The sequence below is a fragment of the Streptomyces sp. NPDC058051 genome (genome assembly GCF_042885475.1).
In the GTDB taxonomy this organism is placed as follows: domain Bacteria; phylum Actinomycetota; class Actinomycetes; order Streptomycetales; family Streptomycetaceae; genus Streptomyces.
Genome location: NZ_JBHVRW010000015.1, coordinates 125995 through 137468, shown reverse-complemented (window position 1 = coordinate 137468; position 11474 = coordinate 125995). Strand labels below are relative to the sequence as shown.

Annotated in this window: 9 protein-coding genes and 1 tRNA gene; 7 read left to right on the top strand and 3 right to left on the bottom strand. The window is 67.3% G+C overall.

All coding sequences use genetic code 11. The features are described from left to right. Positions 1-65: 65 nt before the first annotated feature. Positions 66-1226, bottom strand: a complete 1161-nt coding sequence (locus tag ACFVUT_RS23535; protein ID WP_389650554.1) for a hypothetical protein — start codon at positions 1224-1226, stop codon at positions 66-68. 91 nt (positions 1227-1317) lie between these two features. On the opposite strand from ACFVUT_RS23535, the gene ACFVUT_RS23530 reads away from it, so the two are divergent. Continuing rightward, positions 1318-1785 (top strand): MarR family winged helix-turn-helix transcriptional regulator, encoded by a 468-nt coding sequence (locus tag ACFVUT_RS23530; RefSeq protein WP_389650556.1) that lies wholly within the window; start codon positions 1318-1320, stop codon positions 1783-1785. Between the two features lie 246 nt (positions 1786-2031). Here the strand turns inward: ACFVUT_RS23530 and ACFVUT_RS23525 are convergent. Beyond that, positions 2032-2114, bottom strand: a tRNA-Leu gene (locus ACFVUT_RS23525). Positions 2115-2429: 315 nt separating this feature from the next. Between ACFVUT_RS23525 and ACFVUT_RS23520 the strand changes: the two genes are divergently transcribed. From ACFVUT_RS23520 to pknB, 6 genes are all read left to right on the top strand, one after another. Next, positions 2430-3323, top strand: a complete 894-nt coding sequence (locus ACFVUT_RS23520; RefSeq protein ID WP_389650559.1) for an FhaA domain-containing protein — start codon at positions 2430-2432, stop codon at positions 3321-3323. 10 nt (positions 3324-3333) lie between these two features. Then, the gene (locus ACFVUT_RS23515; protein ID WP_136326722.1) at positions 3334-3849 is read left to right on the top strand and encodes an FHA domain-containing protein; all 516 of its coding nucleotides are present in this window, start codon (positions 3334-3336) and stop codon (positions 3847-3849) included. Positions 3850-3978: 129 nt separating this feature from the next. Continuing rightward, entirely contained in the window at positions 3979-5472 is a 1494-nt protein-coding gene (locus ACFVUT_RS23510; RefSeq protein WP_389650562.1) for a PP2C family protein-serine/threonine phosphatase, read from the top strand. Between the two features lie 23 nt (positions 5473-5495). After that, positions 5496-6908, top strand: coding sequence for an FtsW/RodA/SpoVE family cell cycle protein (locus ACFVUT_RS23505; RefSeq protein ID WP_389650564.1), 1413 nt, complete (start codon positions 5496-5498; stop codon positions 6906-6908). Beyond that, the gene (locus ACFVUT_RS23500; protein ID WP_389650567.1) at positions 6905-8362 is read left to right on the top strand and encodes a peptidoglycan D,D-transpeptidase FtsI family protein; all 1458 of its coding nucleotides are present in this window, start codon (positions 6905-6907) and stop codon (positions 8360-8362) included. Before ACFVUT_RS23505 ends, ACFVUT_RS23500 begins: the two co-directional genes overlap by 4 nt. A gap of 167 nt (positions 8363-8529) precedes the next feature. Then, the gene (gene pknB, locus ACFVUT_RS23495; RefSeq protein WP_389650570.1) at positions 8530-10515 is read left to right on the top strand and encodes a Stk1 family PASTA domain-containing Ser/Thr kinase; all 1986 of its coding nucleotides are present in this window, start codon (positions 8530-8532) and stop codon (positions 10513-10515) included. Between the two features lie 208 nt (positions 10516-10723). Here the strand turns inward: pknB and ACFVUT_RS23490 are convergent, their stop codons facing one another. Further along, entirely contained in the window at positions 10724-11452 is a 729-nt protein-coding gene (locus ACFVUT_RS23490) for a class E sortase (RefSeq protein ID WP_389650573.1), read from the bottom strand. Positions 11453-11474: the final 22 nt, after the last annotated feature.

Genomic DNA, 11474 nt, shown 5'->3' with positions numbered 1-11474 from the left:
GTCCAGCTCACATGCCACCCCGTCGCGGTCGCACGCCGCGGTCCTGCCCGGACGCGTTCATCCGGTCAGACTCCGACGGCCTCCTCCAGCTCTTCCTCCAGCGCCTCCTCGCCGTCCGCCCCGGTCCGGGCTTCGGACCTGACGTGCCGCCCATGCCCCTGCGCATCCCCCGTGCCCCCGGTCTCCGGCGCGGCAATGGCACCGGCACCGGCACCGGCCAAAGCCGTCTCCGCGGCGGCCTTCCGCCGCTTCGCCTCGGCCAGCCCCGCCGCACCCATCACCGCGAGGCCCACCACGAACCAGAGCACGAGCACCAGCACATTCCTGCCGAGTGCGTGTCCGGCGAAGTACACGTGGCTGCGTACGCCCTCGACGAAGCCCGCACCGTTCCAGAAGGAATGCAGCGCGCCGAAGAAACCGGGCTGCAGTTCCGGCCGGAAGATGCCGCCGGAGCTGGTGAAGTTGAGCATCACGAAGAGCACCATCACGCCGAGCGTCGTCCACCGCTTGAGGAAGGTGTGCAGCCCGACGCCGATCAGCAGAATGCCCAGCGAATAGAGCCAGGCCATCGCCCAGAGACCGCCGAGACCGTGGTCGACGAGACCGAACAGCGGACCGGCGAAGACCGCTCCGATCAGGCTCACCACCAGGGAGGCGGCAACCGTCAGAGCGGCCCTGATCCGCAGCGCCAGCACCGCGCCGGCACCACCGATCACCGCGACCGACGCATACGAGCCAATACTGACCGCGACCAGCAGGAAGAAGATGCCCTGGCCGGTCGGATCCCCGTCGGCGGTCGGTGCCGTGTCCGTCACCTTCAGCGGATGCCCCTGCCCGGCCGCGACCTCGGTGAAGACCTTCTCGACGACCGTGGCACTGGTGTCGGATGACGCACTGGCCACCAGCAGCTCCGGGTGCTTCCCCGGCAGGTAGGCGCCGTAACTTGCCTGCGTGCTGAGGTGGTTCACCGCCGTCGCGCGATCAGGGACGGTGCGCACACTCAGCGCCCCGTCACCCTTGTCCTGCAGCGTCTGCGCGAGCACCTGCGCGCTCGGCCCCGACCCGACCACATCCACCCGCAGATCGTGCGGCTCAGGGGCGTGGAACGCCCCGAGGTAGGCGAGCCCCATGCCGACGCACATCAGAAGCGGCGTGACGAGATGGCTCAGCACATGACGCAGAGCAGCGGCGTTGGAGCCGGCGGCGGCACTCGGGCCTGACGACATTCGGAACACTCCAATAGTTGGCTTTTACAACTCATAACCCGTTGTACTATACAACTGAAAACTTGAGGATGGCGAAACGGAAGGCGGATCAGTGCCAGAGACCCCCGGAGAACGCGAAGAATCACTGGATGTCATCCAGCGCGAACTGACCGCTTTCGCACGCCGCGCGCGGGCCGCGGCGGCCCGCCTTCACCCGGAGCTGTCACTGGTCTCGTACACGCTGCTGTCGCACATCGACGACCGGCACGGCTGTCGCGCAACGGACCTGGCCGCGCATTACATGCTGGACAAATCGACAGTCAGCCGGCAGATCGGCGCCCTGGAGAAACTGGGACTGGTCGAGCGCCACCCGGACCCCGACGACCACCGCATCCAGGTACTGCACCCCACCGAGGCCGGAACCAAGGCGCTCGCATCGACACAGGCCAGCCGCCGCTCCGCCTACCAGGAACGCCTCGGGGACTGGACGGCGGACGATCTCGCCACCTTCGCGGAGTACCTGGTGCGCTACAACAGGGCGAACACGAGCGCGACCACCTCGCAGGCACCGAAGACCTGACTCGGCCGAGCAGCCGCCGACCCGCCCGGCGCCTCCGACACGACGGCCGGGACCGAACAGAACATCGGCTCACGTAAGTCTCGTAAGCCACAGAGACCTGATAAGCGACACATGACCCGGAAGCCCTCAAGCCTCACATCAGCCCCGCATCGCCGCAAGAATCCCCGAATTCGGTGTTTCACGTGAAACCAGATCCGGGAACGAAGAAGCCCCGCAGACCGTTGGCCTGCGGGGCTTCTCTACTTGTGCGCGAGGGGGGATTTGAACCCCCACGTCCCTAAGGACACTGGCACCTGAAGCCAGCGCGTCTGCCGTTCCGCCACTCGCGCAAGAGTGGTGTTTCCAGACTCTCTCACTGTTCGGTGCGAGCCCCTGGCGACATCCGGAAGATTAGCACGCTGGACAGGGTGGATTCACATCCGTTGTTTCACCGAACGACTGGCGGGAACCGGGAACGCCATACGGCTGCCCCCACTCCTCCTCAGTGCACCCCAGGTGCGGGACACTGTCTGGAGGCCGCCTCTACGATCCGTGTGAGAGGTGACACTCATCCACAGGGCAGACAAGGGGAACCAGCCGATTTCCCGACGCGTGGATACGATCAGTAAGCAGTACAGGGACGACCACAACGGAGGAGGTGCCCCATGGGAGTCATGAAGCGTTTCGAGCAGCGTCTCGAAGGTCTGGTCAACGGCACCTTCGCCAAGGTCTTCAAGTCCGAGGTCCAGCCGGTCGAGATCGCGGGAGCCCTCCAGCGCGAGTGCGACAACAACGCGACGATCTGGAACCGTGAGCGGACCGTCGTCCCCAACGACTTCATCGTCGAACTCAGCACCCCGGACTACGAGCGACTCAGCCCGTACTCGGGCCAGTTGGGCGACGAACTCTCGGGCCTGGTCCGCGACTACGCCAAGCAGCAGCGATACACCTTCATGGGCCCCATCAAGGTCCACCTGGAGAAGGCCGAGGACCTCGACACCGGGCTCTACCGGGTACGCAGCCGCACCCTGGCGTCGAGCTCGTCGCAGCAGCAGGCCCCCCAGGGCCGACAAGGATCGCAGAGCCACCCGGGACAGCACGCCCAGCCCCCGCAGCCGGGCCCCGGAGGACGATCTCCGCAGCCCACCGGCGGCTACGGCTACCCGCCCAGCTCCGCTCCCCCCATGCCTTCCGCACCACCACCGAGCGCCGGCAGGCCCGGGGCGCCCAGCACCGACCGGCACCCGCCGGCCGGCCCGGGCCACCTGCCCAACGCGCAGGTGCGACGCTGGATCGAGATCAACGGCACCCGCCATCAGATCTCCCGCCCGACGCTGGTGCTGGGACGCAGCACCGACGCCGACGTGCGGATCGACGACCCCGGCGTCTCGCGCCGGCACTGTGAGATCCGGACCGGAACGCCCTCGACGATCCAGGATCTCGGATCTACCAACGGCATCGTGGTAGACGGGCAGCACACCACCCGCGCTACGCTCCGCGACGGCTCGCGGATTGTCGTGGGCAGCACCACCATCGTTTACCGGCAAGCCGAAGGGTGAAGCGGGGGCAATGTCAGAGCTGACCCTGACGGTCATGCGGCTAGGTTTCCTGGCTGTTCTGTGGCTGTTCGTGATCGTGGCCGTCCAGGTCATCCGCAGCGACCTGTTCGGCACGCGCGTCACGCAGCGCGGCTCACGCCGCACTGCGGCCGACGCACGGCCGCCACAGGCGCGCCAGAACGCCGCGGCACCGCCGCAGCAACGCCAGCAGCCCGGCCGCCAGCGCCGGGGGGCACCCACGAAGCTGGTCGTCTCCGAGGGCACCCTCACCGGCACCACGGTGGCGCTCCAGGGGCAGACCATCACGCTGGGCCGGGCCCATGACTCAACGATCGTCCTGGACGACGACTACGCGTCCAGCAGGCATGCCAGGATCTACCCCGACCGTGACGGCCAGTGGATCGTCGAGGATCTCGGGTCCACCAACGGCACGTATCTCGACCGGACCCGGCTCACCACCCCGACACCTGTTCCGCTGGGCGCGCCGATCCGGATCGGCAAGACCGTCATCGAGCTGCGGAAGTAGTACGACAATGAGCGAGCGGAGCGAGCGAGCCGCGGCGGCCCGGGCAACGGACCCGGCCCGGCTCCCGAGCGGAGGGTGGGCAGTGTGGCTCGAGACCGGCTGTACCCCGAGCCGACGGGCGAGGTGCGCATGAGTCTTTCCCTGCGCTTCGCCGCCGGATCGCACAAGGGCATGATCCGGGAAGGGAACGAGGACTCCGGTTACGCCGGTCCTCGCCTTCTCGCCATTGCCGACGGGATGGGTGGACAGGCCGCCGGCGAGGTCGCCAGCTCCGAGGTGATCTCCACACTCGTCCAGCTCGACGACGACGTCCCGGGCTCGGACATCCTCACGTCGCTCGGCACCGCGGTCCAGCGGGCCAATGACCAGCTGCGCCTGATGGTCGAGGAGGACCCCCAGCTGGAGGGCATGGGCACCACGCTCACAGCCCTGCTCTGGACGGGCCAGCGCCTCGGCCTCGTCCACGTCGGTGACTCCCGCGCGTACCTGCTGCGCGAAGGCGTGCTCACCCAGATCACCCAGGACCACACCTGGGTGCAGCGGCTGGTCGACGAGGGCCGGATCACCGAGGAGGAGGCCACCACCCACCCGCAGCGCGCGCTCCTGATGCGTGCGCTGGGCAGTGGCGACCACGTCGAACCCGATCTCTCCATTCGTGAGGTCCGGGTCGGCGACCGCTACCTGATCTGCTCCGACGGGCTCTCCGGCGTCGTCTCCCACCAGACGATGGAAGAGACCCTCGCCAGCTACCAGGGCCCCCAGGAGACCATCCAGGAGCTGATCCAGCTCGCCCTGCGCGGCGGCGGCCCGGACAACATCACCTGCATCGTCGCCGACGTTCTCGACGTCGACAGCAACGACACCCTGGCCGGACAGCTCAACGACACCCCGGTCATCGTCGGCGCGGTCGCCGAGAACCAGGCCGCCCAGCTGAACGACGACGGTGCCATGCAGACCCCCGCCGGGCGAGCGGCCGGCCTCGGCCGTCCCGTTCCGCCTCCCGCCGGTGGCTTCGGCCCGCCCGGAAGCGGAGACGGCGGCTACGGCGGCATGCCGCACGGCTCCTTCGACGCGTACACCGACGACGACTTCGCCAAACCCGGCGGCGGCCGCAAGTGGCTCAAGAGGTCCTTCTACATCGTGCTCGCGCTCGCCGTCGTCGGCGGTGGTCTCTACGGCGGTTACCGCTGGACCCAGAACCAGTTCTACGTGGGCGCCAAGAACGAACACGTCGCGCTGTTCCGCGGCATCAGCCAGGACCTGGCGTGGGTCTCGCTCTCGAAGGTCGAGAAGGACCACCCCGAGATCGAACTCAAGTACCTCCCGCCCTACCAGCGCAAGCAGGTCGAGGCGACCATCGCCGAGGGCGACCTCACCGCCGCACGCGAGAAGATCGGCGAACTCTCCGTCCAGGCATCCGCCTGCAAGAAGGACGCCCAGCGACGTGCGGACGAGAAGGCCCGCTCCGACGAGGGCCAAGCCAGCGGCACGGACTCGGACGCCACCAAGACGTCCGGCACCTCCGACACCACCAAGACCAAGCCGACCGCCGCGACTCCCACTCCTGGTCCCAGCCTCTCGGAGGAAGAGAAAAAGCTGGTCCCGCAGTGCGGTAAGCAGTAAAGCCGTAGGGGGCCTTCAGCACCATGAGCGTTGTCACCAATACGACCACGATCGGCGCGATCGACGCGCCGAGCCGCCGCAACACCGAATTGATGATGATGGTCTTCGCCATCGCGATCTCGGTGTTCGCCTACGCCAACGTCGGGCTCGCCATAGACGGCACGCTCCCGTCCGGCATGTTCGGATACGGGGCAGGGCTCATCCTGCTCGGCGGCGTCGCCCACCTCGTGGTGCGGAAGTTCGCGCCGTACGCGGATCCGCTGCTGCTGCCGCTCGCCACACTGCTCAACGGCCTGGGGCTGGTGCTGATCTGGCGGCTGGACCAGTCGCCGAGGCTGATCCAGCGCGCGGAGACGTTGTACGGGTCGTACAGCGCCGACGCCCCCAAACAGCTGCTGTACTCGGCGATCGGTGTCGCCTTCTTCGTCGCCGTGCTGGTGATCCTCAAGGACCACCGCATCCTTCAGCGCTACACCTACATCTCGATGGTCGCGGCGCTGATCCTTCTGATCCTGCCGATGTTCTTCCCGGCGGTGAACGGCGCGAAGATCTGGATCAGCCTCGGCTCGCTCTCGATCCAGCCGGGAGAGTTCGCCAAGATCCTGATCGCCGTGTTCTTCTCCGGCTACCTCATGGTGAAGCGTGACGCACTGGCACTGGCCAGCCGCCGGTTCATGGGGCTGTACCTGCCGCGCGGACGCGATCTCGGTCCGATCATCACGATCTGGGCCCTGTCGATCCTGATCCTGGTCTTCGAGACCGACCTCGGTACGTCGCTGCTGTTCTTCGGCCTCTTCGTGGTGATGCTGTACGTCGCCACCGAGCGGACCAGCTGGATCGTCTTCGGTCTGCTGATGTCCGCGGTCGGCGCCGTCGGTGTGGCGTCCTTCGAGCCTCACGTGCAGGCCCGCGTGAGCGCCTGGCAGGATCCGTTCTCCTGTTACACGGACAATGGGGCCTGCGAGCAGATCTCGAACGCCATCATGTCGTTCGGTTCGGGCGGCACGCTGGGCACGGGCTGGGGACAGGGCCACTCCGACCTGATCGGCTTCGCGGCCAACGCCGACTTCATCCTCTCCACCGTCGGCGAGGAACTGGGGCTGGCCGGAATGATGGCCGTCCTGCTGATCTACGGCCTGATCATCGAGCGGGGCGTCCGCACGGCGCTGGCCGCCCGTGACCCCTTCGGCAAACTGCTCGCCATCGGGCTGTCCGGCGCCTTCGCGATCCAGGTCTTCGTGGTCGCCGGCGGTGTCATGGGGCTCATCCCGCTGAGCGGTATGACCATGCCGTTCCTTGCGTACGGTGGCTCGTCGGTGCTGGCCAACTGGGCGCTGATCGCCATTCTGATCCGGATCAGCGACACCGCCCGGCGCCCCGCCCCGGCCCCCGCCCCGTCCTCCGACGCCGAGATGACCCAGGTGGTCCGACCGTGAACAAGCCCCTCCGCCGGATCGCGATCTTCTGCGGTGTCCTCATCCTCGCCCTGCTCGCACGGACCAACTACCTCCAGTACGTCCGCGCCGACGAGCTGAACAGCCGCGACGAGAACCGCCGCGTCCGCATCGAGCGCTACGCACACGAGCGCGGCAACATCATCGTCGACGGCGACCCGATCACGGGTTCCGTCGAGACCAAGGGCAGCGACTTCAAGTACAAGCGGGTCTGGAAGAACGGCCCCATGTGGGCCCCTGTCACGGGCTACTCCTCACAGGCCTTCGATGCGACACAGCTCGAAAACCTGGAGGACGGCATCCTCACCGGCAACGACGACCGGCTCTTCTTCGACCGGACCCTGTCGATGTTCACGGGTGAGAAGAAGCAGGGCGGCAACGTCGTCACCACCCTCAACGCCGCCGCCCAGAAGGCCGCTTTCAAGGGGCTCGGCGACAAGAAGGGCGCCGTCGCCGCTCTCGACCCGCAGACAGGCGCCATCCTGGCCCTCGTCAGCACCCCCTCGTACGACCCCTCCTCCTTCGCGGGAAACTCCGACGCCGACGCCAAGGCCTGGCAGAAGCTCTCGAAGGACAAGGACAAGCCGATGCTCAACCGGACATTGCGCGAGACCTACCCGCCGGGCTCGACCTTCAAGGTCGTCACCGCCGCGGCCGCACTGGAGAACGGGCTGTACTCCAGCATCGACGAGCCCACCAAGTCGCCGCTGCCCTGGCGTCTCCCGCAGACCTCCCAGGATCTGGACAACGAGGGCAACATCCCGTGCGAGAACGCCTCGCTGCGAGAGGCACTGCGCTGGTCCTGCAACTCCGTCTTCGGCAAGGTCAGCGATGACCTCGGCAACCAGAAGATGATCGACCAGGCCAACAAGTTCGGCTTCAACAAGGAAATCTTCGTCCCGGTGCGGGCCGACGCCAGCGTCTACCCCAAGGACAACCGTCCGCAGAACGCCATGGCCGGCATCGGCCAGGCGTCCAACCGCACCACCCCCCTGCAGATGGCGATGGTCGCTGCCGCCGTCGCCAACGACGGCAAGCTGATGCAGCCGTACATGATCGCCCAGCGCCAGGCGCCGAACCTGGACGTGATCTACACCCACGAGAAGGAGCAGCTCAGCCAGCCGCTCTCGGGTGAGAACGCGCAGAAGCTCCAGGAGATGATGCAGACCGTCGTCGAGAGCGGCACGGGAAAGCGGGCCCAGATCCCAGGCGTCACCGTCGGCGGCAAGACCGGTACGGCCCAGCACGGTCTCAAAAACAGCGAGAAGCCGTACGCCTGGTTCATCTCGTATGCCAAGACCGACAGCGGCTCCCCGGTCGCCGTCGCCGTGGTCGTCGAGGACGGCCAGGCCAACCGCGACGACATCTCCGGTGGCGGTCTGGCCGCCCCGATCGCACAGGCTGTGATGAAGGCAGTCATCGACAGCAAAAGGTGATGCCTGTCACATTGGGCGCCGTACCTGCACATTGGGATACCGGTCAGATATCAGCTCCGGGCTCCGGGCCGATCAGGTAGTGCGAGGCCGGTAGCGTATGCGCGAGCAGCACACCGCCGGACCGCACACCGGTGCGGTCGGGACTGACGGAGAGGGCTGGAACAGTTATGGAAGAGCCGCGTCGCCTCGGCGGCCGGTACGAGCTGGGCTCGGTGCTCGGCCGTGGTGGCATGGCCGAGGTCTACCTCGCACACGACACCCGGCTCGGCCGCACCGTAGCTGTGAAGACACTGCGAGCCGATCTGGCGCGCGATCCGTCTTTCCAGGCCCGGTTCCGCCGTGAGGCCCAGTCCGCCGCCTCGCTGAATCACCCGGCGATCGTCGCTGTCTACGACACCGGCGAGGATTACGTCGACGGGGTCTCCATCCCGTACATCGTCATGGAGTACGTCGATGGGTCGACGCTCAGGGAGCTTCTGCACTCCGGCCGCAAGCTGCTGCCCGAGCGCACCCTGGAGATGACCGTGGGCATCCTCCAGGCGCTGGAGTACTCGCACCGCGCGGGCATCGTCCACCGTGACATCAAGCCGGCGAACGTCATGCTGACGCGCACCGGTCAGGTCAAGGTCATGGACTTCGGTATCGCCCGCGCCATGGGCGACTCCGGTATGACGATGACCCAGACCGCGGCCGTGATCGGCACCGCGCAGTACCTCTCCCCGGAACAGGCCAAGGGCGAGCAGGTCGACGCGCGTTCCGACCTCTACTCGACCGGTTGCCTGCTCTACGAGCTGTTGACGGTCCGGCCGCCGTTCGTCGGGGACTCGCCCGTCGCAGTGGCCTACCAGCACGTACGGGAGGAACCGCAGAAGCCCAGCACCTTCGACCCCGAGATCACGCCCGAGATGGACGCGATCGTGTTGAAGGCCCTGGTCAAGGACCCCGACTACCGCTACCAGTCGGCCGACGAGATGCGTGCCGACATCGAGGCGTGCCTCGACGGCCGGCCGGTCGCCGCCACCGCGGCGATGGGCGCTCCCGGTTACGGCGGCTACGACGCGTACGGCAACGACCAGCCGACCACCGCACTGCGCGCCACGGACCAGAACGGCGCGCCCACGTCGATGCTGCCCCCGGTCAACCCGGACGACGGCGGCTACGGCTACGACGACCGCCCGGACCGGCGCCGCCAGAAGAAGAGCAACACCTCGACGATCCTGCTGGTCGTCGCGGGCATCCTGGTGCTGATCGGGGCGATCCTGATCGGCCGGTCGGTGTTCAGCGACACCAACAGCGACAGCAACGTCGATGTGCCGAACCTGGTCGGCTCGACCGTGGAGGAAGCACAGCGGCTCGCGGACAACGCCGACGTGGTCCTCAAGATCGGCTCGCGCGAGCCCTGCGAGGACCAGGCCAAGGGCAAGATCTGCAGCCAGAGTCCCGCCGACGGCAAGATGGCGGAGAAGGACACGGTCACGGTCGTCGTCTCCACCGGTGCGCCGAAGGTCGATGTCCCGGATGTCGTGGAGAAGACCGAAGCGACCGCGCGCAAGGATCTTGAGGACAAGGGCTTCACGGTGAACGTCACCGCGGTCGAGTCCGACAAGACCCCGGGTACCGTCACCAAGCAGGACCCCGAGGGCGGCTCGAAGGCCGAGAAGAACTCCGAGGTCACGATCACGGTGGCCAAGCAGCAGACCCAGCAGGTGCCGAACGTGGCCGACCGGGACTACGACGCCGCGGTGGCCCAGCTCAACGCTCTGGGCTTCAAGAACGTCTCCAGGACCGACATCGACTCGGACAAGCCGGCCAACCAGGTCATCAGCCAGACTCCGGCCCCGGACTCGTCGCAGCCGCTGGAAACCCAGATCGTGCTGACGGTCTCGAAGGGTCCGCAGCAGACGCAGGCACAGGTTCCCGAGGTCAGGACCAAGAGGGTTTCCGAGGCCCGGCAGTTGCTGGCTCAGGCCGGCTTCACGAACATCCAGTTCGCGAACGGCAACTCTCAGGACGACAACGCCATCGTCACCGGCATCGATCCTCAGCCGGGTACGCAGGCGGATCCGGCGACTCCTGTCACCCTCAGCACCATGGGCGGAAACGGGAACGGGAACGGGAACGTCTTCGGCGGCCCGTCCGGCTCACGCGACTGACGCCGAACGCACCATCCGAGGGCCCCGGCACCGCAACGGTGACCGGGGCCCTTCGCCGTACCCGCCACACCTGCCCTCATAGCTGAGGCAGCGTCATGGCTGAGGCAGCGCGCATGCGGCCGGAGAGACCGCTCCGCAAGGCCCGGAGCCCGGATCGATTGCGCCTTGGGGCCCGGCTCGTCAGGTCGGCCGGTCGGCCACCAGTCGGCTAACGCAGCTCCGCCGGCTTCGTACGGTCGTTGTCCACCTTCTCCGTACGCACCAGTTCGCCCCACACGATGTAGCGGTACTTCGACGTGTAGACCGGTGTGCACGTCGTCAACGTGATGTAGCGGCCGGGCTTCTTCGCCCCCGATCCCTTCGGCACCGGTTTCAACACGTCGACGTTGTACTTCGACGTCTCGGGGAGCTCCCTGAAGACCTTGTAGACGTACCAGGTGTCCTTGGTCTCGAAGACGACCGCGTCACCCGTCTTCACCTTGTCGATGTTGTGGAACTTGGCACCGTGTCCGTCGCGGTGTGCCGCCAGGGTGAAGTTGCCCTGCTCGTCCCAGGGGAGAGCGGACTTCACCGGGTCCGTGTAGTAACCCGCGATGCCGTCGTTGAGGTTCTCGGTGTCGGTGCCCTTCTTGACCAGCACCTCGCCGTTCTTCATCGACGGAACGTGCAGGAAGCCGATGCCGTCCTTGGTGTCCAGCGCGCCCGGTCCACCGGCCCAGCGGTCGCGGACGGTGTGCCCCTGTTTGGTGGCCTCGCGGTCGGCGAGCACGTTGGTCCACCAGAGGGAGTAGGCGACGAAGAGACCCAGCACCAGACCCGCGGTGATCAGCAGCTCGCCGAAGACACTGATCGCGGTCGCGACGGGATGACGCCCGCTGCGCCGCGGCGGGGGCGCGGACTCGCCGACTCGCTCTTCGTGCTCGGTCCTCGCTGTCACCGCACCCGTCCCTGTCGTGATG

What these genes read in the sequence shown, in the direction of transcription:
- ACFVUT_RS23535 (WP_389650554.1), bottom strand. Translation starts at nt 1,226, where the DNA reads ATGTCGTCAGGCCCGAGTGCCGCCGCCGGCTCCAACGCCGCTGCTCTG.
- ACFVUT_RS23520 (WP_389650559.1), top strand. Translation starts at nt 2,430, where the DNA reads ATGGGAGTCATGAAGCGTTTCGAGCAGCGTCTCGAAGGTCTGGTCAAC.
- ACFVUT_RS23515 (WP_136326722.1), top strand. Translation starts at nt 3,334, where the DNA reads ATGTCAGAGCTGACCCTGACGGTCATGCGGCTAGGTTTCCTGGCTGTT.
- ACFVUT_RS23510 (WP_389650562.1), top strand. Translation starts at nt 3,979, where the DNA reads ATGAGTCTTTCCCTGCGCTTCGCCGCCGGATCGCACAAGGGCATGATC.
- ACFVUT_RS23505 (WP_389650564.1), top strand. Translation starts at nt 5,496, where the DNA reads ATGAGCGTTGTCACCAATACGACCACGATCGGCGCGATCGACGCGCCG.
- pknB (WP_389650570.1), top strand. Translation starts at nt 8,530, where the DNA reads ATGGAAGAGCCGCGTCGCCTCGGCGGCCGGTACGAGCTGGGCTCGGTG.